Genomic DNA, 23,315 nt, shown 5'->3' on the forward strand with positions numbered 1-23,315 from the left:
TTGTGTCAATAGACATCGTAAACGTTATCGGAAGCGGTTTGCCGAAAGGGACCTCACATGAAAGGCATACGCAAGCTGGCTGACCATCTCGATCTATCGATCGGTACGGTTTCGCGCGCGCTGAATGGAAAGCCCGACGTCAACAAGGAGACCCGGGAACGGGTCTTGAAGGCGGCCGAGGCCTATGGCTATGTCGCCAATCAGGCAGGTCGCTCTCTGCGCAAGGGATCAACGGGCATCATCGGCTTTGTTATGGAAACAAGCCATGACGTAACCGGCCAGGGCGGCACATTCTTCATGACGGTGTTCGACGGTGTCCAGGCCGTCCTTGCGCGCCACAAGCTCGATCTTGTGGTGCTGTTGTGCTCATCGGAAGAAGACCCGGATGACTATCTGAGGCGCAATGTGGCGCGTGGCTTTGCCGATGGAATTATCCTCAGCGCTACCCGCCGCCAGGATCACCGCTTTGAGATACTGCACCGCGCCGATATCCCTTTCATCACCCTCGGCCGCAGCCTCATCGATGTCGGACAACCGTCATTCGACCTCGACTTCGAGGGCATCGCGCAGGCGTCCGTGGAGCGTCTTGTCGCCCATGGACACACCAATATTGCCATCAGCCGTCCGCCCGGAGAAATCAATCTTGGCTACGTCTTCGAGGCCAGTTGCCGGGAGGCTCTGGCACGGCACGGACTGGCGCTCGACCAGCAGAATGTGTTCCGCACGAGACCCAACGAAAGAGGCGGCTATCAGCTGGCGCAGGAACTGGTCGCACGCAAGGAACGACCGACGGCCATCGTGCTCGTCAACGAGGCAACCGTTGTCGGCTTCTACCACGGACTGGAGGAAGCCGGATTGCGACCGGGCAAGGACATTGCTGTCATCGGTCAGTACAGCCCCCAGGCGCAATTCCTGGTGCCGAAACTGTCCTGCTTTCGCCAGTCCCTCAGAGATCTGGGCATCTCACTTGCCGAAACTTTGCTGTCCACCATGCCGGCCTTTGCCGAGCACTATCCCGACGTCACGCATCGCCAGCTCTGGCCGATGGAATTCATCGAAGGCGAAAGCGACAGCTTTCGCCTGTAGTCGACGGTCTTCCCTCACACAGCCAGGAACCCTCCATCGACCGGTAGAACGGCACCTGTGATCATGTTGCTGTCATCCGAGAGAAGCATGGCAATGCTGGCGGCGACATCGTCAGCCTCGGCAAAACGCCCAAGCGGGTGGCGCACCATCATCGGCTCGCTCTTGGCCGGGTCGCTCCAGGCTTCGACCGCCAGGTCCGTCAGGGTGATCGTTGGCGCAACCGCATTGACGCGGATATTGTGTGGACCGAGTTCCCTCGCCATCACGCGCGTGGCGCCTTCAAGACCGGCTTTCGAGGCGGCATAGCACAGATGCTCGGAGGAACCGCGATGTCCGGCGATGGAGGTGATATTGACGATTGCACCGCCGCCGCCTGCCGCCCGACGGGCCCGTGCGAATTCCTGGCAGGTAATCAGCGCTGCCCGAAGATTGATCCCCAGCACGGCCTCATAGCCCTCATCGCTCATGTCGAATGTGCTCTCGAGCACGTTGATGCCGGCACTGTTGATGAGGAAATCCGCAGTGCCGGCCTTGGCCATTGCGGCGCGGGCGGCCTTGGGGTCTTTCAGATCAACGCTGACAGTCCGGCAACCGATTTCCGCTTTCAGGCTGTCGAGATCGGCTTGGGTACGACTAAGTGCAATGACCTCGGCGCCACGTTTGGCCATGAGCTGCGCACAGGCGCGGCCGATCCCCTTGCCTGCACCGGTAATGATGACGGATTTGCCGGAAAATTGCATGATGCCTCCACTGGCTTGAATATGATCGAGGTCAGGCGAGGAGCGGCGCTGGTCACGATCGGCGCTCCTCTTGGCTAGAGTGTCAAACCCTGTCGAACGCCGTCGGCAGGACGATCATGTCACGGATGGTAACCGTCCGCTTGCGGGTCAGCATGTATTCGACCGCATCTGCCACCTCTTCCGGGTCGATCAGCGCGCCCGCCTCTTTCGCCTTGCGCAGGTTTTCTTCCGGCCAATCGGCCAGAAGCGCCGACACCACGGGTCCGGGCGATACTTGCCCCACGCGAACGCCATGCGGGATCATCTGGCGCCGCATGGTTTGAACGAAACAGGTGACGGCCCATTTCGACGCGGTATAGACGGGCTCCCAATAGGCCGGAAAGTGGCCGGCAATCGAGCAGGTGACGATAATGTCGCCGGTCTTTCTTTCCATCATGTGCGGCACCACCGCGTGAATGTTCTTCATAACCGCATTGACGTTCAGGTTCAGCATCCGGTCGATTGTGGCCGGATCGGTGTCGACCAGATCGCCGCCGATATAGGTACCGGCATTGCAATAGAGGATATCGATATGATCGACCCTTTGCAGGATCTCGGCGACCATCGCATTGCAGCTGTCAAAATCGAGCAGGTCGGTCACCTGAGGAACAGCTTTAGGGCCAAAGCGTGCGGCGAGTTCGGCCAGCGCCTGCGCGTTGCGGTCGACCATGACCACGGTCGACCCGGCAGCGAGAAGCTTCTCGGTTGTTGCAAGCCCGATGCCCGAGGCCGCACCGGTGATGACCGCGATTTTGCCTTCCAGCGATACAGACATTCTTTTCTCCTAGAATCTGGATCTTAAATAAAACACGTGTTTGTCGTTGCGATCGGAGCGCCGCGTGGGTGGCGGCGTTGCGGACCGGCTGTCGTTGACCAATATTCAGCGCCACTCGCGGCCGATATAGATGGCGAGCAGGATGATGAATCCCTTGATGACGTCCTGCAGATACGGGTTGATCCCCACCAGGTTCAGACCGTTGTTGAGAATGCCGAGAAGGACCGCCCCGATCAGCGTGCCAAGCACGAGACCGCGTCCGCCGGCAATCGCGGTCCCGCCGAGCACGACGGAAGCGATGGCATCCAGTTCGAAGCCGACCCCGGCATTGGGCTGGCCGGACATCAGCCGTCCGGTGAGGATCACGGCTGCAAGTGCAGAGGTCAGTCCCGAAATCGCATAGACGGCAAACTTCACATATTGGGTCTTCACCCCGGACAGTTTGGCCGCCGTTTCATTGCCGCCGATGGCATAGACATGGCGGCCGAAGGGTGTGCGCTGAAGCAGAACCCAGGCGAGGCCATAGACCACGAACATCAAGATGACGGGAACCGGAACCGTGCCGATGCGCCCGATCCCGAACCAGGCGATCCAGGATGGAAGACCGCTGATGGGATAGCCGCCCGAGTAGATCAGGCCCAGACCACGGGCGATCCCCATCGTGGCCAGCGTGACGATGATCGCCGGCATCCGCCCCCATGCGACCAAAGCACCGTTGAAGAAGCCGAGACCGAGGCCAACGCCCAGCCCACCCAGAAGCCCGACCCAGCCGGGCAGCCCCATATTGACCATCAGGCCTGCCGCAATCGTTCCAGCCAGTGCCATGACGGCACCGACAGACAGATCGATACCGCCGGTCAGGATGACGAAGGTCATTCCAACGGCCAGGATGCCGACAATGGAAACCTGCCTCAGCACGTTGAAGATGTTCGACACGCTGAAGAAGTTGTCGCTGGCCAGCCCCATCAGGATCGAAACGACGATCAGTCCGGCCAGGGGCAGAAGAAGCGGCGAATGCAGCAGCCAGCTCCAGTTCCTGTCGCGTGTCTTGTCGTGTGCGTCGGCCGCACTGGCGTTTGCATCATGCGACATTGAGAACCCTCCCGGTGGTTGCATGGCTCATTATTTCTTCTGAATTGATACTCTTGCCCGCGACCGTGGCGACGATCCCGCCCTGACGAAAGACACAGACCCTGTCGGACATGCCGACGACTTCCGGGAGCTCCGAAGAGATCATGATGATGGAGTGACCCTGGGCGGTGAATTCCCGCATCAGCTGATAGATTTCGGCCTTGGCGCCCACGTCGATGCCGCGAGTTGGCTCATCGAAGATCAGGATCTTCATATCGTGGTTCAACCATCGCGCGATCACCACCTTTTGCTGATTGCCGCCCGACAAGGTGTCGACCCGCGCATGGGCGCCCTGTGCCTTCACCTGCACCTGCTCCATGGCAGTTTGCGTGCAGGCCAGCTCCTTGTTCATGTCGATGAAGAACCGGGCTACCCGGTATTTTCCGTAATTGTTGAGGGAGACATTCTGCACGATGGAAAAGCTGGTAATCAGCCCTTCCGTCTTGCGGCTCTCCGGCAAAAGCCCGATGCCTCGGGCCAGCCCATCTGCGGGTGAGGAAAGACGGGTTTCGATGCCGTCGATCTGCAATTTGCAACGGGTGGCTGGATAAGCGCCAAGCATGGCAAGCGCGGTTTCCGTTCGGCCAGAACCGACCAGGCCTGCAAAACCCAGGATCTCGCCCTCGCGCAGCGCGAATGTCGAGATCGGGCCGCCCTTTCGCAGCTGGATTTCCTTGACCTCAAGGCATATCGCCGCGTTCGGTCTCGGCTCGGGCTTCGGCGGAAAGCTGTTCTCGATGCGGCGGCCGACCATCATTTCGACCAGTCGGTCATTGTCGACATCCGCGACCGGACAGGAGGCGACAAACTCACCGTCGCGCAACACCGTGATGCGGTCGCAGATCTCGAAGATTTCCTCCAGATGGTGGGATATGAAAACGATTGCGACGCCCTGATTGCGCAGCTCCCGCATGACCTTGAACAAATGCTCGACTTCCGATGGCGTAAGCGTCGCCGTTGGCTCATCCAGCACAAGGATCCGTGCATTGAGAGACAGGGCCTTGGCGATCTCCACGAACTGCTGTTCGGCGACCGAAAGCCGGCCAACCGGCACATCGAGCGGAAGATCGACGTCGAGTTGCTGCAGGATTTCCTCGGCGCGCCTGCGCATCGCCTTGCGGTCCAGCAAGCCGAACCGATTGCTGATCTCACGCGCCAGGAACATGTTTTCCACCGCTGTGAGATAAGGGATCAGGCTGAACTCCTGAAAGACGATGCCGATGCCGGCTTCGATCGCCTCATCGTAATTGGCAAAACGGCATGGCTTGCCGTCGACACTGATCGTGCCTTCGCTCGGACCGAAAATCCCGCAGACAATCTTCATCAGGGTCGATTTTCCGGCTCCATTCTCGCCCAGGAGTGCATGGATCTCGCCCGCCTTAACGTGGAGATCGACGCCGTGCAGAACCTCGATTCTGCCGAAGCTTTTCTTGATCCCGTTCAATTCCAGCATGATCTGCTCCTGAGCATGGACGATGGCGGCATCGCCCCCGGCTCCAAGCGAACACGGGGGCGATTGGGAGGAAATGTTACCAGCTGAAGTCAGCTGCGTTCTTGGAGTCGACGACACGAACGTCAATCGGCACTTCCTTTGGAACCACGCGCGCACCCCACTTCTGGGCGAGCGCCATGGCGAGGCCGACGCGAACCTGATCGCGCGGGAACTGCGCCGTGGTTTCGATGAATGGCGTACCATCGCTGATCGCCTTGACCGCTTCCGGCGCACCATCAACCGAGGTCAGCTTGATGTCCTTGCCGGATCCCTGGATGGCCGAGAGCGCACCCATTGCACCGCCATCATTGACGGAGAAGATACCAGCGAGATCGGGATGCGACTGGATCATGTTCTCAACCACGCCCAATGCGACCGAGCGGTCCTGACGTCCATTCTGCGTATCGACCAGCTTGATGTCCTTGAACTCTTCCAGGGCTGCCTTGCAGCCTTCGACGCGCTGCAGGATCGGGATAACGGGAATGCCGTCCAGGATGGCGACCTCGCCTTTGCCACCCAGCGCATCGCCGAGATATTTGCAGGACTGGTAGCCCGCATCACGGTTCTTGGAGCCGACAAATGTATCGACCGGACCGGCGGCATTGGCATCGACGGCCACGACGATGACGTTTTGTTGCTTGGCCATCGTCACGGCGGACTCGACCCCGGCGCTATCGGTCGGATTGAGCAGGAGAATATCGATACCCTGCTGCAGCATGTCTTCGACGTCGGAGATCTGCTTGGCCACATCATGGCCGGCATCGGTCACGATCACTTCGGCGCCAAGGCTTTTGGCTGCCTCATCCAGCGCCTCCTTCATGGAAACGAAATAGGGATTGTTCATCTCCTGAAAGGTCATGCCGATTTTCAGCTTGCCGTCCTGGGCCATGGCTGGCAGCGCGGTGGTCGCGGCAAGGGCTGCAACCGACAATGTTTTCGTCAGAATATTCATTTTAAATCCTCCCATTGCTTACGGGCAGGCAAAGACCACCCGTTTCCGGACGACCCCATGTCGCCCGAATTCCTCAGTTTCCGTGTTTCGTCAGCGCTTAGTCGGCCATGGCCAGAGCCCCGTTGGCCGCAAACGTCGTCCTGAATTGCGAGGGCGACATGCCCTTGAGCTTCAGGAAGTGACGATTGAAATTCGACAGGTTCGAAAACCCGACTTCGTAACAGATCTCGGCCACCTTGATTTCTTCTGAATCGAGAAGAAGCTGGCAGGCCAGATCGATCCGTAACTGGTTCTTGTAGCGAACGAGCGTCGTCCCCGTGTGTCGCTTGAAGGCACGCGAAAAGGCGCTTGCGCTTTGACCTACGATATCTGCCAGTTCGCCCTCGCCGACCGGTTCGGTCAGGTGCTCTCGCAGATAGGCGATGGCCCGATTGACCCCGCTGGCATCGATATCGGAGAGGTCGAGTTCGTAGCTCAGGCTTGCCAGCACTTCCGGCTCCGGCGCCTGCGCCAGGGTATCGAGCACCTGCCAGAATAGCGAAAGTCGCTTCAGCCCACGTGCTTCGATCAACTGCTCCATGAGCGGGCGAACGGCCGCGCTCGTGCCGTCATCGAACAGCAGGCCGCGATGGCTGCGATCCAGCAGCGGCCGGATGACATCCATCTCCGGCATCGTGGCACAGGCGTCCTCGATGAAGTTCTCGGCAAACTGTATGACCAGTGAGCGCGCCGGGACAATTTCGTCCGACTGCACATCGCTGATCCAGTTTTGCGGCAGGTTCGGGCCCGTCATGATCAGCTGGCCGGGTTCGAAGTCGCCAATGAAATCGCCGATGTAGAATTTGCCGCTGGTCGCCGCGATCAGATGGATTTCATATTCGGGATGATAGTGCCAACGGACAGTCCGGAAAGGATAGCCGTGCATCCATGCCGCAAAGGATTCACCTTTGCGAATATGAACAAGCTCGAGATCCGGCTGCATCATGGCTCCTCCCTTCCCGTCGACTGCCTTTCGGCGTGTATCGTGGCTCCCCCCACGACCTCGGCGTAGTCGAAACACTAAGCTGCTATCGGTGTCGTTCTCAACATCACCACAGGAAATATACTGATACTTTTTTGACGCCTCAGAGCAGATAAAACGGGAAGGAGGGGGGCGTGGTCAAGGGAGAGATTGCCGCAGTGCAGGACATCGATACCGCAACGCAACCTGATAATCGTAGGATTTCGACCTAAATTGAGGAAATGACTGGCGAAAGACGATGGGTTTCGAGGCTGTGCATCAAGGGGACCGGTGAGATAAGCACCATACGACCCTTATACTTTTCTTACAGTCTCCCGCAGCGAGACGCAGATTTTTCATCAGTGTGGCGAACCCTCAAGAATGGCCGGGCCTGCCTTGCGGCAAGGCCCAGCCGCTGATCGGTCAATCCGGCATGACGATCTGTAGTTTGACGTCTGTTTCGCGCGCCTCAACGGCACGGTCGAAGGCCGCAATGCTGTCGGCAAAGGGCAGTGTATCCGAGATCAGAGGCTTGAGATCGACTTTGCCGGAGGCCATCAGGGCAACGGCGCGATCGTAGACATTGGCGTAGCGGAACACGGTTTCGACCCGCAATTCCTTGGCCTGCAGGCCGACGATATCGACAGGAGCCGGATCAACCGGCATGCCGACCAAGACGATCGCACCGCCCGGACGGGCAAGCTTGTCCACACCCAGGATCGCCGGCGCTGCACCCGAGCATTCGAAAACAACATCGGCGCCCCAGCCGCCCGTCGCCTCAGCCACCGCCTCAACGGCCGGACGGTTTCGAATATTGACCGTCTCGATACCGTCATAGGCACCGATGATGTCGAGCTTGGGCTGGGCGAGATCTGCCACGATGACCTTGGCGCAACCGCCGGCAAGGGCAGCAAGCGCCACCATCATGCCGATCGGGCCAGCGCCCGTGACCACGGCGATATCGCCAGGTTGGATGCGGGCGCGCAGCGCCGCCTGCATGCCGATGGCGAAGGGTTCGACCATCGCACCTTCCGCGAAGCTGACCGTATCCGGCAGCTTGTAGGTGAAGGCGGCGGGATGGATCACTTCCGGCATCAGGCAACCATGGATCGGGGGCGTGGCCCAAAACCGCACTGCGGGATCGACATTGTAGATCCCGAGCTTGGATGCCCGCGAGGTAAAATCGGGTATACCCGGCTCCATGCAGACCCGATCTCCCGCTTTCAGGTCAGTGACCTCTGATCCTGTCTCGGTCACGGTGCCAGAGGCCTCATGACCCAGGATCATGGGCTCGTGAACGACGAAATGGCCGATCTTGCCATGGCTGTAATAGTGAACATCGGAACCGCAAATGCCGACCGTGTGGATCTTGATCCGCACGTCCTTCGGGCCCAGTGCGGTCGGGACGTCGAAGTCGCGAAGCGACAGCTCGCCCTTCTTCTCCAGGACCAGTGCTTGCATGTCATGCCCTCCCTTTCGAATTCGAAATCATCGCAGCCATTCCGCTTACGGTGACCTCTCGCTAATCCCTTTCAAAGTCCCGCGTAAACAAAAAATCGTGTTTCATTGTCGACAAATTGTGCTGCGGTGAAAAAAGTATCGGAGCGCGTCGAAGGGTGTATCAATGGCGCGACAAGGCAGCATAGTCCCTCTCGCCCGACATCAGGCAGCGCAGGATTGCAACCGGTGGAGACGACGCAAGGCAAACGCCAAGACGGCGTTAAAGCACATCGAGATGATGCGACGCCTCACGCCATTTCTGTGCATAGGCTGCCATTGTCGCATCGGGATTGACCGTTGCACTGGGAAGAGCCTGATCCGGATTATGGCTTCCGGCCACCAGCATCGCCGCGCCAATGCTCGTACCGGTTCCGGCCACCGCAGACACGCCCCTGCCCGTGGCAGAGGCCAGCATGTCCAGATAGACGGGATTATCGGCGAATGGTCCCTCAACAAAGGTTGTCCCTTTGGCACCCGTCATTTCGAGTCCTGTCGCCGTCATCAGCGCGAGATAACAAGAGACGGCGCAAAAACGCTCTCCATCCGTCAGCAATGCCTCATCGACCGTCCAGCTGTATTCTCTGCCCGGGAAAGGTCCGGAGCGCGTTTCCACCGCTGGCAACAGCATGGCCTCGCGCTCCATGACCGACGCGACATCTTGCGGATGGTAATCGCGCGAGACGCCTTTGAGCATACGCTCAAATTCACGACCGCCCATGAAGCGTGCCGAGGGCACAGGATCGCCAAATGCGTTGACGTTGATCAGTGTGTCGCGGGCAGGATCGAGCGCGGCGTCAACGCCACCGATTGCAAAGGAGATGACCCAGGTGCCGGTGGACACGACGGAGAAAGGGGGCTGCCGGACCGCGAGATGGGCATACAGAGATGCGTTGGAATCGTGAATTCCGCAATAGACCTTCGCACCCTGGGAGATGCCCGTCGACGCCGCGACAGTTGGCACGATGGTGCCGAGGCAATCTGACGCCTTTGCAACCGGCGCCATCAAATCGGTCCAGTCCATCTTGTCGACCAGCGACGAAAAGTTCTTTTCCCGTGGGCACCAAAGGTCGGTGTGACAGCCCAGCGACGTGACCTCGTTCACGGCCTTTCCGCTCAGCCGGAATGCCCAGTATTGCGGGTAGGTGACGATGGTCTCGGTACGCTGCCGAATGTCTGGAAAGGCAGTGAACTGCCAGAATAACTGCGCTCCGAGATTGAGGCCCATAGGCAGACGTGGCGATCCGGTTTCATCAAAATGCGGACGGACGGCATCATAGTCTGCGCTCAGCGCGTCCGGTGCGCCATGCTCGTAGTCGAGAACGGGCGCTGCCAGTTCGCCGCTGTGGTCGAGAAGTGCGGCAGAGGCTCCGTGGGTGGTGACGGTGATGGCATCGATGGGCCTCAGCATCTGCAGCTCTTGCAGGGCCGTCAGCATGAAGTGCCACAAGCCGTCTGTGTCGTAATGTGGATAAGGCGGGCGCGCCAGCACCGTATTCGACTGCCTGCGCACAGCGACTTCGCTGAGCGTCTCCAGATCGACCAACGCCACCTTGGCATTGGTCTTGCCGATATCGATGACGGCGACGTGGCGGTGTTTGCCCATCGTTCAATCCATGTGAAAGACGGGTTTCAGGTCGACCGAGAGCGGCTCTTGGTTCGCATTCGTCGCCATGATGTCGGCCATATGAGCCCACCACTTCTGCATTACCGGATGGTCTGGAAGGGAGGCCATGGTGTGGTCCCTCCGCCGCCAGAGAACGGCGAACAGTGCGTGGGTGTCCTCATCGAGAAAGATGGAGTAGTCGTTGACGCCCGCCTCATGCAGCAGATCCACCAGTTCCGGCCAGATCTGGTCATGCCGACGCTTGTATTCCTCGGCCATCCCCGGATTGAGCACCATCTTGAACGCGTGCTTTTCCATGCCATCCCGGCTCATGCGCGCTTCTCCATCACCTTGCGATAGACGATGGGGAGCGCGATGACGAAGATCAAAAGCGCGCCGATGAAGATCGACATGACGATGCCCGGGACATTGAGAAGACCGAGGCCGAACGTCACCAGCCCCATGATGAAGGCCGCGATCACGACGCCCTGTATGGTCCCGGAACCGCCAAGGATAGAGACCCCCCCAAGCACCACCATGGTGACGACCTCCAGTTCCCAGCCGACAGCAATGGAGGGACGCGTCGAGGCAAGGCGTGAGGTGAGCAACACCGCTGCAATGCCCGACATCAGGCCGGTGAGACAAAAGAGCAGAAACTTCACCCGTTCCACGCGCACTCCGGAGAACCGCGCCGCAACGGGATTATTGCCGATGACAAAGATGTGGCGGCCGAAATTCGTCTGGTGCAACAGTATATAGTACAGCAGGGCAAATCCGAGGAAGAGCACAAATTCAAACGATACCACCCACCAGACATAGCCCTGACCGAAGAAATCGAAGCTGGCTGGATAGCCTTTGAAGGCCTGGTCTCCGAGAACGATATAGGAAATGCCACGGAAGAAGCTCATCGTGCCGATGGTGACGACAATCGACGGCAGGCCGAGACCGGTAACGAGAAATCCATTGAAGGCACCGCACACCAGGCCGGTGGTGATGCCGATTGCAACAAGCCCCGGTGTACCGATGCCGAATTGCAGCGCAAACCCCATGGCGGTAGAGGCAAGGGCAATGATCGAGGCGACCGACAGATCGATTTCCCCCGAGATGATCAATAGCGCCATAGCCAGTGCAATGATGGCCTTTTCGGTGAAGTTGAATGTGGCGTCCGAAAGCGACCAGGGCGACAGAAAATACGGTGAGGCAAACGAGTTCACCACGAACAGACCAACGGCCACGATCAGCAGCAGCGTCGGCCATGAGACGATGGCACCGCGAAGCGGGCTGTCCAGCCTGTCGGGAATGTGACGGGTTTCGTGCGTTATATCGCTCATGACGGCACCTCTGTCTGGCGAAGGATTAGCCTGTTGCCGCGCTTCTCTCCGCGCGCATTGACGACGACAGCCAGAATGATCGCAGCGCCCGAGATCGCCATCTGCCAGAAGGGCGAAACATTGATGACCGGAAGGGCGACATTGATCACGCCCAAGAACAGCGCACCGAGGATCGCGCCGGCAACGGTGCCGACACCGCCCGCAATCGATATGCCGCCGATGACACAGGCTGCAACGATGGTGAGTTCATAACCTTTGGCGACTTCGACAGAACCGATCACATAACGGGATACCCACAGATATCCGCAGAATCCGGAGACGGCGCCCGAAATCAGGAAGGCAGAAAACTTGGTGCGACCGACATTGATGCCGGCATAGACCGACGCTGTTGGGTTGACGCCGATGGCGTAGATTGCACGGCCCAGCGATGTGCGCGTCATCAGTAAGAAGAAGCCGACGGCAACCACGATCGCATACCAGGACAGAAGAGGCAGTCCCAGAACCTCGATGCGGGTATATTGAACGAAGGCCGGGCTCATCGCGTCCGCGTTCACCCATTGCCCGCCGGCAATCAGGAAGATCATGCCCCGATAGATGGTGAGCGTTCCCAGCGTGACGACAATGGCGGGGATGTCGAGCAGCCAGATCAACAGGCCGTTGAAAGCACCCAACAGCAAACCACAGATGACGGCAAACAGCATCAGTGCAGGGATCGGAATTCCGGGATAGGCAGCATTGATCAGCGCGACGATCATCCCCGTCAAGGCGAGGTTGGATGCCATGGAAAGGTCGATCGAGCGCGTCAGAATAACCGCCATCTGCCCGAGCGCCAGAATGATCAGCATGGCGGTATCATTGAAGATTCCGGCCAGATTGCCGAGCGAGGCAAAGCCCGGTGCACGCAGATTTGTGGCCAGAATCATTGCAGCAACAATGATGGCAAGCCAGAATTCGCGGGTGCGTAAAAGCGTGGTCATGCAGCCTTCTCCCCAATGCCGGCGGCCGCGCGGACAAGAACCTCCGCGTTGAAGCCGCTATCGCTTTCCACGACGGTTGCGATACGTCCTTCCCGCATGACAATGATCCGGTCGCTCATGCCCATCACTTCGGGCAGTTCCGAGGAGACCATGATGACGGCCAGCCCATTGGCAGCCAGTTCGCTCATGAAGGCATGCACTGCGGCCTTGGAGCCGATGTCGATGCCCTTTGTCGGCTCATCGAGAATGATCACGCGGGGCTGAGTGGCCAACCACTTGGCGATCACGATTTTTTGCTGGTTGCCGCCGGACAGGGTGCCTACATTCTGGCTCAGCGATGCGGCTCTGAGATCGAGACGTGTGGCATATTCCCGGGCCAGCGCAAATTCCTCGGCCATCCTCAAGAACCCGTTTCTCGATGTCCGGGCCAGCGAGGGCAGCGATATGTTCTGGACAATCGGCAGGTCAACGACCACGCCCTGCTTGCCGCGTTCCTCGGGCACATAGACAATGCCGTTCTCGATTGCCTCGGCCGGGCTGCGGATGACGGCAATGTCGTCTCCGATGCGTACAGCACCCTTGGATGGCTTGGTGATCCCGATCAGCGCCTGCATCAACTCGCTTCGACCCGCACCGACAAGGCCGTAGAAGCCGAGGATTTCGCCCTTGCGCAGCGTGAAGCCGATATCGGCGAATTCGGTGGGATGGCAATAGCCGGAGACAGTCAGCACAGGTTCCCCCAATTCCACCTGCTGCTTCGGGAAGACCCGATCGACCGAGCGGCCCACCATCATCTGTACGATCTCGTCCTGCCCGGTGTCGGCGAGCATTCCGTGGCCCACCAGTTCGCCGTCACGAAACACCGTATAGCGGTCGGCGATGCGGTAGATCTCGTCGAACTTGTGGCTGATGAAAAGCACCGCCTTGCCATTCTTCTTCAACAGCTCGATCAAGGCAAAGAGATCCTCGATCTCCTTGTAGGACAGCGCTGCGGTGGGCTCGTCCATGATGACGATGTCGGCATTGATGGACAAGGCGCGCGCGACCGCCACCAGATGTTTGTTGGCTATGCTCAGATCCTTCAATCGTGCGTCCGGCAAAATATGCCCTGCCCCGATATCGTCCAGCAGTGTCTTGGCCTTCTGACGCATGGTCTTCCAGTCCACCGTTTTGAACCGGGTCTTCGGCGCATGACCGAGGAAAATGTTCTCAGCCACGCTCAACTCGTCGAAAAGCACCGTTTCCTGATGGATTGCAGTGATGCCGAGCTGGAAGGCCGCATGCGGCGACGAGAGCGATACGGGATTGCCGTCGATCGAAATCTCGCCTTCGTCCGGCTGATAAATACCGGTCATGGTCTTCACCAGCGTCGATTTGCCAGCACCATTTTCACCGATCAGTGCTGTAACTTGGCCGGGATAGAGGTCCAGCGCCACCTGATTGAGCGCGCGGACACCCGGAAAGGTTTTCGTGATGCCGGTCAGGCTTATCTTCGGCTTTGCTGTGCCGGAGACGACCTCCGGCTTTTTGAGCGGCAATGTCATGAGCGTGGCGCTTCGTCTGTTTCTGTTTCAACGACTGACCAGGAGCAGGTCGGACCAATGGATCGAGGTCCGACCAATCCCGTGTCCGCCCGAAATGCCGGCGGCGCAAACGCCACCGGCCGTTCCCGGCAGGGATCAGTAGATCTTCGAGAACTCGTCGATGTTGGACTTGTCGAAGGTGTATGGGGCCGCCATCGGTGCCGAGTTTGTGTCGTCAAGTGTGATCTCGCCAACCTTGCCGATTGCGAATGTCTCGCCGGGCTTGGCTTCCTTGCCGCCGATCAGTGCATGGCTCAGATAGACGGCGGAATAGCCGAGATCGATCGGGTTCCACAACGCCACGGCCTGCGAAGCGCCATTGTCGATGAACTGCTTGAACTCGGATGGCAATGCGAGGCCCGTTACGTTGATCTTGCCGATCAGGTTCTGGTCGGTCACCACCTGGGCGGCTGCAACGACGCCGACAGTGGTCGGCGCGATGATTGCCTTCAGATCCGGGTAGCTGGAAATCAGACCCTTGGCTTCGTTGGTGCTCTTCACCGAATCATCGTCGCCATAGACCACGGAGACCAGATTGATGTTCGGGAATTTTTCCGGAAGGACCTTCTTGGCAGCGTCGATCCAGGCATTCTGGTTGGTCGCCGTCGAAGAGGCCGACAGGATCGCAACATCGCCGCCATCCGGCAGATAGTCGGCTGCCAGCTTGATGATAGTCTCGCCAATCAGATTCGTATCCGACGGATTGAGGTGCAACATCCGGCCTTCAGCCGCAACACCGGAATCCCACGAAATGACCTTGATGCCGCGGTCCATGGCCTTTTTCAGGGCCGGCACGAGAGCATCCGGATCATTGGCCGAAATGGCAATCGCATCGACATTCTGGGCGATGAGCGAGTTGACGATCTCGATTTGACCTTCGGCTGTCGCCGAGGTCGGTCCGGTATAGATGACCTCGATGTCGCCGATTTCCTTGGCCGCTTCCTCCGCACCCTTGGCTGCGGCGTCAAAGAAGCCGTTGCCGAGTGATTTCACCACAAGAGCGATGCGCTCCTGTGCCATGGCCGGCGCGGCCAGCATGGTCGCCGCAATCGCGGTGGTCATGGCCAGTGTCTTTAGAATATTCATGCGTTGTTCCTCCTCCCAATAAGGTCCAAAGCCTCCGGCGCGTCATGCGACTGAGGCTGTCTTTTCACTTCCTGCCTTATCCGCAATGACCAGGCCCACCCCTGCATTCTCCAGCATGAGGCGGTCTTCGTCGCGAATTCCGTTGTCCGTTATGATTGTTGTGATGCGCTCCAGACGGCAAAGAATAAGGCTGGAACGCTTCTTGAACTTCGAGGAATCGGCCAGCACGACCAGTTCATCCGCCTGATCGATCAGCTTCTGTTCTGCCTGTATCAGCAGTGGATCTGCTTCCATCAGACCCAGATGACCCAGCCCCTGGGCACCCATAAACATGCGTTTTGCATAGAAATTGCGCGTCACGTCGTTATCGAACGGGCTCAGAATGATATTCTGTTCTCGGTAGATCACGCCGCCCGACAGCATGATCGTGTTCTTTGAATGCTTCAGCAGATGTTCCGCGATTGGGAACGAGTTGGTGAAGACCTGACACCGCTTGCTTGCCAGTGGATGCACCATCTGGAATGTCGTGGTACCGCCATTGATGATGATCGGATCGCCATCCTGGCAGAGCTCGACCGCCTTGAGCGCGATTGCGCGCTTTTGAGCAGTATTGATCGATTCATTGACGCTGAACGGTCGCCCGGCAAGACCGACGAATTGCGGTGGATTGACCGATTCGGCACCACCACGAACGCGCCGCAGTTTTTTCTGCACATGCAAGGTGGCGATATCACGCCGGATCGTCGCCTCTGAAGACGCCGTCAATTCGACCATCTCCTGCACGGTGACGACAGGTTTTTCCTGCACCGCTGACAAGATGATTCTGTGGCGTTCGGTCTCGTGCATTTGCTTCCTCCCGATTGACAGATTTCCACTGAAAATACGCATTGTCAATCACAAACGATCAAATACTTTCATATTGCGTCGCACAATGATTGTTTTTGATCGTTTGTGATTGACTTTCTGCTGCGATGAGGGCAACGATATACGAAATACCAATTCTACAAAGCGTCTATGGGAGGAGCGTCATGCTGAATAAACAGGCCGGTTCGCGGCTGGAAAACCTGTGGGACAAGGATCGCGCCTCCGGCATGAGCCAACCCGAATTGCTTCTCTACCGCTCGAACCTGCTCGGCTCCGACAAGCGCGTGACCAATTATGGCGGCGGCAATACCTCGGCGAAGGTTATGGAAAAGGATCCACTGACCGGTGAAATGGTCGAGGTCCTGTGGGTCAAGGGTTCAGGTGGCGATGTCGGCACCATCAAGATGGATGGCTTCTCCACCCTCTACATGGACAAGCTGAATGCGCTGAAGGACGTTTATCGCGGCGTGGAATTCGAAGATGAAATGGTCGGCTATCTGCCGCATTGCACCTTCAATCTCAATCCACGCGCTGCCTCCATCGATACGCCTCTGCATGCCTATGTGCCGAAGAAGCATGTCGACCATATGCACCCCGATGCGATCATTGCCATCGCGGCATCTGCCAATAGCAAGGAACTGACAGCCCGTATCTTCGGTGACGAGATTGGCTGGCTGCCGTGGAAACGGCCCGGATACGAACTGGGCCTGTGGCTGGAGAAATTCTGCCTGGATAATCCCCATGCCAAGGGCGTCGTCCTCGAAAGCCATGGCCTGTTTACCTGGGCCGATACGGCGGAAGACTGCTACGAAACCACCATCGATATTATCAATCGGGCAATTGCCTGGTTCGAACAGGAAACGAGCGAAAAAGCTGTTTTCGGTGGCGTCAAGCACAAGACGCTTGAGGCCAAGGAGCGGCAAGAGATTGCGGCAAGCCTGATGCCGGCCATTCGCGGCATGGTGTCCGGCGAAGTCCACATGGTGGGACATTTCGACGATTCCGACGCCGTGCTGCAGTTTGTGTGCTCCAATGACATGGAGGCGCTCGCGGCGCTGGGCACCAGCTGCCCGGACCACTTCCTGCGCACCAAGATCCGCCCGCTGGTGGTCGAATTCGACCCCGCAAACCCGAATATCGACGCGACTCTCGAAAGCCTCACCGGCAGTGTCGAACAATATCGCAAGGACTACGCCGCCTATTACGAACGCTGCAAGCACGACAACAGCCCGGCGATACGCGACCCGAATGCCGTCGTCTATCTGGTTCCCGGCGTCGGCATGATCACCTTCGCCAAAGACAAGGCGACGGCGCGTATTTCCGGCGAGTTCTACACAAACGCCATCAACGTGATGCGCGGCGCATCCACCGTTTCGACCTATTGCGGCCTGCCGGAGCAGGAAGCCTTCGATATTGAGTACTGGCTGCTCGAAGAAGCGAAGCTGCAGCGCATGCCGAAACCGAAGAGCCTTGCCGGCCGCGTTGCGATCGTCACCGGCGGTGCCGGCGGCATCGGCTCGGCGACGGCGGCGCGGCTGCTCTCGGAAGGCGCCTGCGTGGTGCTGGCCGATATCGATGCGGCGGCACTTGAAAATACGGCTGCACAGCTTTCCGCCGCCTATTCGAAGGATGTGGTGCGCACGGTCAACATGAATGTGACGGACGAAGGTGCCGTCGCGGGCGCCTATGCAAACATGGCCGTCCAGTTCGGCGGTGTCGATATCGTCGTCTCGAACGCGGGTATTGCATCGTCCGCTCCTGTCGAGGAAACCTCGCTCGACCTGTGGAACCGCAATATGGCGATCCTGTCGACGGGCTATTTCCTGGTGGCGCGCGAAGCCTTCAAGATGCTGCGCAAGCAGGGGATCGGCGGTTCGATGGTCTTCATCGCCTCGAAGAACGGCCTTGCCGCTTCGCCGAACGCGTCGGCCTACTGCACGGCCAAGGCGTCGGAAATCCACCTGGCCCGCTGCCTGGCGCTCGAGGGTGCCGAAGCCGGCATTCGCGTTAACGTCGTCAATCCCGACGCCGTGCTTCGTGGCTCCAAGATCTGGTCCGGCGAATGGCTCGACCAGCGCGCTTCAACCTACAAGACGGACAAGGAGGGCCTGGAAGAAATGTACCGCCAGCGCTCCATGCTGAAGCGCTCGGTTCTGCCCGAGGATATTGCCGAAGCCGTCTATTTCTTCGGATCGGAAGCCTCAGCCAAGTCGACCGGCAATATCATCAACGTCGACGCGGGCAATGTGCAGGCGTTCACGCGCTAGCATTGTTTGAGACCGATCGGGAGGAAATAACATGATTGAAAAAGACGTCATCGCGCGCGTCAACGACAGCGCATCCGCGGCCCTGAAGGCCGACTACAATGCCCTTGGCGAGCAGCTTGCCCGCCGCGGCATCGACATCGATGCCGTGAAGGCGAAGGTGTCTGCCTATGGTGTCGCCGTGCCATCCTGGGGCGTGGGCACGGGTGGAACACGCTTTGCCCGTTTTCCAGGCAAGGGCGAGCCGCGCAATATCTTCGACAAGCTCGACGATTGCGCCGTCATTCAAAAGCTGACCGGGGCAACGCCGACGGTCTCGCTGCATATTCCCTGGGACAAGGCGAACCCGGCGGATCTGAAGGCAAAGGCCGAGGAAACCGGTCTTGCCTTCGACGCGATGAATTCCAACACGTTCCAGGACCAAACCGATCAGGCACTGTCCTACAAATTCGGATCCCTGTCCCATGGCGATGCAGCTACGCGCCAACAGGCCATCGAGCATAACATCGAGTGCATCGAGATCGGCAAGGCGATCGGCTCCAAGGCTCTGACGGTCTGGATCGGCGATGGATCGAACTTTCCCGGACAGACCAATTTCACCCGCCAGTTCGAGCGCTATCTCGATGCGATGAAGAGTGTCTACAAGGCTCTGCCCGAGGACTGGAGGATATTCTCCGAGCACAAGATGTACGAACCGGCCTTCTATTCCACCGTGGTCCAGGATTGGGGCACGAACTTCATGATCGCCCAGGAACTTGGCCCGAAAGCTTTCTGCCTCGTCGATCTCGGTCATCATGCGCCAAACGTCAATATCGAGATGATCGTTGCCCGGCTTGTCCAGTTCGGCAAGCTTGGTGGCTTCCATTTCAACGACTCGAAATATGGCGATGACGATCTCGATACGGGGTCCATCGATCCCTACCGCCTGTTCCTTGTCTTCAATGAACTTGTCGACGCTGAAAACCGCAAACCGGCGGGCTTCGATCCTGCCCATATGCTGGACCAGTCGCATAATGTGACCGATCCGATTGAAAGCCTCATGGTGTCCGCCATGGAAGTCCAGCGCGCCTATGCACAGGCGCTTTTGGTCGACCGAAAGGCTTTGGCTGAGCATCAGGAGGCCAATGACGCGCTGATGGCGACAACGACCTTGAAAAAGGCCTTCCGGACCGATGTCGAGGCAATCCTCGCAATGGCGCGGCTGGAAAAGGGATCGGCCATCGATCCGGTCAGCACCTATCGTGCGTCGGGTTACCGGGCCAAGGTCGCCGCAGAGCGTCCGGCAGTTTCCGGCCTCGGTGGCGGGATTATCTAGGCCATCCTCTATGTTGCCGTGGGTCCTTCGCCAGCCTTCTTTGCCGCTGCGGCGGAGGACCACGGACTGTCCCCGATTAAATTATTCCTGTCCCCGCCAGATCTGTCGCCAGGCCGTAACCCACGCTGTCTGCGCCAAAAGCGACGGCTGAACCTCGGGCGCAATCGCTTACGCGGCATCCCCACCTCTCGCACCTCTTAAGGCTGCAACGCACAGGTCCAATCACACGCTGTCTGCGCTTGACAAAATGCCGCCTTGGCATTTTGGTAAGATGTCAGACCAATTCTGAAGCGTTGATATGAGGGGATCGGCCGCAATGACGGCAAACGACGCAGGAGAAGGGCCGAAGATCAAACCGCTGGCACCCCTGGACAGGGCGCGGCAGGTGAGCGATGCCCTTGCCAACTTTATCTCCGGTGAAAATCTTCAGGCCGGTGACCGCCTGCCGGCGGAGCGCGAACTCATGGATGCTCTGGGTGTCGGTCGCTCCACCATCCGCGAAGTGGTCGGCCGCTTTCAGGCCCTGGGCGTCATGGAAACGCGCAAGGGCTCCGGCACCTATCTGCTGAAGCCGATCAACAGCGCGACCATTCATATGCCGCTCTCTCTCAATGCCACCCATCTAAGCGACGCGCTGATGCAGACGCTCGAAGTCAGACGTGGACTGGAAGTCGAGGCGGCCACGGTCGCCGCCCGCCGCCGCACCGCCGAGGATCTCGCAAACATTGAGGAAAAGCTCAACATAATGGAGCGTGTGCAGCTATCCACAGGCACTTCGGGGCCGGAAGACCTCGCCTTTCACCTTGCGATCTACGACGCCGCACACAATCCGCTTTTCCGTCAGTTGCTCGAGCAGATGCGGGAAACCTTCGAGCGTTTCTGGTGCAAGCCCTTCGATCGGCCGGATTTTGCCCGCCGCTCCTTTCCCTATCACCGAACCCTTTTCAACGCGATCGCCGCCCAGGACACCGAAGCGGCGCGGCGCGAAACACTCAAGATCCTCGATGTGGTCGAGGAAGACATCAAGGAAATGTCCCGATGAACAACGGCCTGGACCCGTTTGAAGCCTTTTCGCTGATCACCGCGCATGACGAGGCCCACGCCTTCGATGCGGTGGTGCCGCCGATCGTCCAGACGTCGCTTTTCACCTTCTCGACCTATGACGAAATGTTGTCGACCTATCGCGGCGAAAAGAGCAGGCCCGTTTACTCGCGCGGCCTCAATCCGACGGTACGGGTGTTTGAGGAGATGTTGGCCCGCCTCGAGGGCGGCGAGGATGCGCTGGGCTTCGGAAGCGGCATGGCGGCGATCTCCTCCACCGTTCTGGCTTTTGTCGAGCCGGGAGACCGCATTGTCGCCGTGCGCCATGTCTATCCCGACGCCTTTCGTCTGTTCGGCACCATCCTCAAACGCATGCGCATTGAGGTTACCTATGTCGATGGCGCCGATGAAGCAGCGGTGGACAAGGCACTTCCGGGCGCCAGGCTGCTTTATCTGGAAAGCCCCACAAGCTGGGTTATGGAGACCCATGATGTCGGCGCCCTGGCGGCGCTTGCGCGAAAACACGATGTCCTTTCCGTGATCGACAACAGTTGGGCGAGCCCTGTCTTTCAACAGCCGCTGACGCTTGGCGTCGATCTCGTCTTGCATTCCGCCTCCAAATATCTGGGTGGTCACAGCGATGTCGTGGCGGGTGTCGTTACAGGCTCCAAGCAGTTGATCGACACGATACGCGGCGAAAGCCTGCCTTATCTCGGCGGCAAACTCTCTCCCTTCGATGCCTGGTTACTGGTACGCGGCATGCGCACCCTGCCTGTGCGCATGAAGGCCCATGAAGCGTCCGCTTTGGAGATTGCCCGCCGCCTTCAGGCGCATGCAACTGTCGATCAGGTGTTCCACCCGGCCCTCGCCAACCGCCTTCCACCCGGGCTCAAGGGAACGTCAGGCCTTTTCTCCTTCACATTCAAGGATGGCGTCGACATCCAGAAGTTCTGCGATCGCCTCAAATTCTTCAAGCTGGGTGTGAGCTGGGGCGGCCACGAAAGTCTCGTTGTGCCGGGCGAAGTCGTCCTCCAGCAAAAGGCACAACCCAATTCCGCGCAGACCTTCGGGATCAGTGCGCGTTCAATCCGTCTCCATGTCGGCCTTGAGGGAACCGAGGCACTGTGGGGCGATCTGGAGGCGGCGATCGCTGCTTCCCAAGACTGAAAGAAAGACGGCAGTCCAACCAGAAACTGAACCAGAAGGGCGAACTACGATGAAAAGACTAATCACCGCTGCACTCCTCACCACGATGATGGCTGGTACGGCGCTTGCCGATACCACGTTGAAGCTGGTCGAGGTCATCACCAGCCCGGATCGCACGGAAACGCTTAAATCCATTGTCGCGAAATTCGAGGAAGCCAATCCCGGTACGCATGTCGAGATCATCTCGCTGCCTTGGGGCGAAGCCTTCCAGAAATTTGCAACCATGGTTTCGGCTGGTGACGTTCCGGACATCATGGAAATGCCGGACACCTGGCTCTCGCTCTATGCCAATAACGGCATGCTGGAGAGCCTTGAGCCTTATCTCAAGGACTGGGAATATACCTCCGACCTTTCCGACCGGACACTTGAGCTGGGCCGGGATGTCAAGGACACAGCCTATATGCTGCCTTACGGCTTTTATTTGCGGGCCATGTTCTACAACAAGAAGCTTCTTGCAGAGGCAGGCGTTTCCGAACCTCCGAAGACCATGGACGAGTTCCTCGATGCCTCCAAGAAGGTCTCCGCCTTGCCCGGGAAATACGGCTATTGCCTGCGCGGCGGCCCCGGAGGCCTGAACGGTTGGGTCATGTTTGGCGCCACCATGGCTGGCTCCAATGCATTCTTCAACGAAGACGGCACCTCCACCTTCAACTCCGAGGGCTGGGTCAAGGGCCTCACCTGGCTGATCGACCTTTACAAGAATGGTTACGCGCCAAAGGATGCGGTGAACTGGGGCTTCAATGAGATCGTCTCGGGCTTCTATTCCGGCACCTGCGCCTTCCTCGACCAGGACCCGGATGCCCTGATTGCCATTGCGGACCGCATGAAGCCTGAAGACTTCGGTGTGATCGGCATGCCGAAAGGCCCATCCGGCAAGGCTTTCCCAACCATCGGCTATGCCGGCTGGTCGATGTTGTCTTCCAGCGAAAACAAGGATCTCTCGTGGAAGTTGATTTCCGCGCTGGAAGGTCCCGAAGGCAACATTGCCTGGTCCAAGCGTACGGGCACACTGCCGGCGCTGAAATCGGCTGAAAACGATCCTTTCTATTCGAGCGATCAGTTCAAGGGCTGGTTCGAGGAACTCGGCGACAAGGATGCCGTGCCGACAACGATGCCCACCTATCTGGAGGAATTCGCCTACTTCAAGGATTCCCTGGCGATCAGCACATCGCAGGAGGCGCTGCTTGGCGACATCACGCCACAGGAACTCGCCGACCAATGGGCCGACTACATGACCAAAGCCCAGCAGAAGTACCTGGAAAGCAAGAACTGATGCGACCGAACGGGCGGGGAGTTCTCCCCGCCCGGATCCTGTTTTTTAAACGCCAGA

Annotated in this window: 20 protein-coding genes; 6 read left to right on the top strand and 14 right to left on the bottom strand. The window is 58.8% G+C overall.

The annotated features are described in order from the left end of the window. Positions 1-57 precede the first annotated feature (57 nt). A complete protein-coding gene (locus ACWPM9_RS22465) occupies positions 58-1,086 on the top strand; it encodes a LacI family DNA-binding transcriptional regulator (RefSeq protein WP_484758064.1) in 1,029 nt (342 codons plus the stop codon). 14 nt (positions 1,087-1,100) lie between these two features. Here the strand turns inward: ACWPM9_RS22465 and ACWPM9_RS22470 are convergent, their stop codons facing one another. From ACWPM9_RS22470 to ACWPM9_RS22535, 14 genes are all read right to left on the bottom strand, one after another. After that, entirely contained in the window at positions 1,101-1,826 is a 726-nt protein-coding gene (locus ACWPM9_RS22470; RefSeq protein WP_484758065.1) for an SDR family oxidoreductase, read from the bottom strand. 82 nt (positions 1,827-1,908) lie between these two features. Next, positions 1,909-2,640: an SDR family oxidoreductase gene (locus ACWPM9_RS22475; protein WP_484758066.1), complete on the bottom strand. Its 732-nt coding sequence runs from the start codon at positions 2,638-2,640 to the stop codon at positions 1,909-1,911. Between the two features lie 105 nt (positions 2,641-2,745). After that, positions 2,746-3,732: an ABC transporter permease gene (locus ACWPM9_RS22480; RefSeq protein ID WP_428189034.1), complete on the bottom strand. Its 987-nt coding sequence runs from the start codon at positions 3,730-3,732 to the stop codon at positions 2,746-2,748. Further along, positions 3,722-5,224, bottom strand: coding sequence for a sugar ABC transporter ATP-binding protein (locus tag ACWPM9_RS22485; RefSeq protein ID WP_484758067.1), 1,503 nt, complete (start codon positions 5,222-5,224; stop codon positions 3,722-3,724). Before ACWPM9_RS22485 ends, ACWPM9_RS22480 begins: the two co-directional genes overlap by 11 nt. Positions 5,225-5,300: 76 nt before the next feature. Continuing rightward, positions 5,301-6,215 (bottom strand): ABC transporter substrate-binding protein, encoded by a 915-nt coding sequence (locus ACWPM9_RS22490; RefSeq protein ID WP_428189032.1) that lies wholly within the window; start codon positions 6,213-6,215, stop codon positions 5,301-5,303. A gap of 97 nt (positions 6,216-6,312) precedes the next feature. Further along, complete coding sequence (locus tag ACWPM9_RS22495) at positions 6,313-7,197, bottom strand: AraC family transcriptional regulator (protein ID WP_428189100.1); 885 nt, start codon at positions 7,195-7,197, stop codon at positions 6,313-6,315. Positions 7,198-7,638: 441 nt separating this feature from the next. Further along, positions 7,639-8,676, bottom strand: coding sequence for an NAD(P)-dependent alcohol dehydrogenase (locus ACWPM9_RS22500; RefSeq protein ID WP_428189031.1), 1,038 nt, complete (start codon positions 8,674-8,676; stop codon positions 7,639-7,641). A gap of 259 nt (positions 8,677-8,935) precedes the next feature. Further along, positions 8,936-10,318, bottom strand: a complete 1,383-nt coding sequence (locus ACWPM9_RS22505; RefSeq protein ID WP_484758068.1) for an FGGY-family carbohydrate kinase — start codon at positions 10,316-10,318, stop codon at positions 8,936-8,938. A gap of 3 nt (positions 10,319-10,321) precedes the next feature. Next, a complete protein-coding gene (rhaM, locus tag ACWPM9_RS22510) occupies positions 10,322-10,636 on the bottom strand; it encodes an L-rhamnose mutarotase (protein WP_484758158.1) in 315 nt (104 codons plus the stop codon). Positions 10,637-10,647: 11 nt separating this feature from the next. Then, positions 10,648-11,649, bottom strand: a complete 1,002-nt coding sequence (locus tag ACWPM9_RS22515; protein WP_484758069.1) for an ABC transporter permease — start codon at positions 11,647-11,649, stop codon at positions 10,648-10,650. Beyond that, positions 11,646-12,626 (bottom strand): ABC transporter permease, encoded by a 981-nt coding sequence (locus ACWPM9_RS22520; RefSeq protein ID WP_428189027.1) that lies wholly within the window; start codon positions 12,624-12,626, stop codon positions 11,646-11,648. Before ACWPM9_RS22520 ends, ACWPM9_RS22515 begins: the two co-directional genes overlap by 4 nt. Further along, positions 12,623-14,170 carry a sugar ABC transporter ATP-binding protein gene (locus tag ACWPM9_RS22525; RefSeq protein ID WP_484758070.1) on the bottom strand — a complete coding sequence of 516 codons (1,548 nt, stop codon included), beginning with the start codon at positions 14,168-14,170 and terminating at the stop codon, positions 12,623-12,625. The genes ACWPM9_RS22520 and ACWPM9_RS22525 overlap by 4 nt, the downstream gene beginning before the upstream one ends. Before the next feature lie 135 nt (positions 14,171-14,305). Further along, positions 14,306-15,295 (bottom strand): rhamnose ABC transporter substrate-binding protein, encoded by a 990-nt coding sequence (gene rhaS, locus ACWPM9_RS22530; protein ID WP_428189025.1) that lies wholly within the window; start codon positions 15,293-15,295, stop codon positions 14,306-14,308. A gap of 42 nt (positions 15,296-15,337) precedes the next feature. Next, positions 15,338-16,141: a DeoR/GlpR family DNA-binding transcription regulator gene (locus ACWPM9_RS22535; protein ID WP_428189024.1), complete on the bottom strand. Its 804-nt coding sequence runs from the start codon at positions 16,139-16,141 to the stop codon at positions 15,338-15,340. A gap of 182 nt (positions 16,142-16,323) precedes the next feature. Between ACWPM9_RS22535 and ACWPM9_RS22540 the strand changes: the two genes are divergently transcribed. The 5 genes from ACWPM9_RS22540 (at position 16,324) to ACWPM9_RS22560 (ending at position 23,258) form a co-directional block, all read left to right on the top strand. Continuing rightward, a complete protein-coding gene (locus tag ACWPM9_RS22540; protein WP_484758071.1) occupies positions 16,324-18,426 on the top strand; it encodes a bifunctional rhamnulose-1-phosphate aldolase/short-chain dehydrogenase in 2,103 nt (700 codons plus the stop codon). 31 nt (positions 18,427-18,457) lie between these two features. Beyond that, positions 18,458-19,738 (top strand): L-rhamnose catabolism isomerase, encoded by a 1,281-nt coding sequence (rhaI, locus tag ACWPM9_RS22545; RefSeq protein WP_484758072.1) that lies wholly within the window; start codon positions 18,458-18,460, stop codon positions 19,736-19,738. A 316-nt stretch (positions 19,739-20,054) separates the two neighbouring features. Beyond that, positions 20,055-20,780, top strand: a complete 726-nt coding sequence (locus ACWPM9_RS22550; RefSeq protein WP_428189021.1) for a FadR/GntR family transcriptional regulator — start codon at positions 20,055-20,057, stop codon at positions 20,778-20,780. Beyond that, positions 20,777-21,946: a PLP-dependent transferase gene (locus tag ACWPM9_RS22555; protein WP_484758073.1), complete on the top strand. Its 1,170-nt coding sequence runs from the start codon at positions 20,777-20,779 to the stop codon at positions 21,944-21,946. The genes ACWPM9_RS22550 and ACWPM9_RS22555 overlap by 4 nt, the downstream gene beginning before the upstream one ends. A 49-nt stretch (positions 21,947-21,995) precedes the next feature. Then, positions 21,996-23,258: an ABC transporter substrate-binding protein gene (locus tag ACWPM9_RS22560; RefSeq protein WP_484758074.1), complete on the top strand. Its 1,263-nt coding sequence runs from the start codon at positions 21,996-21,998 to the stop codon at positions 23,256-23,258. Positions 23,259-23,315 lie beyond the last annotated feature (57 nt).

Source organism: Agrobacterium sp. H141 (genome assembly GCF_057158725.1).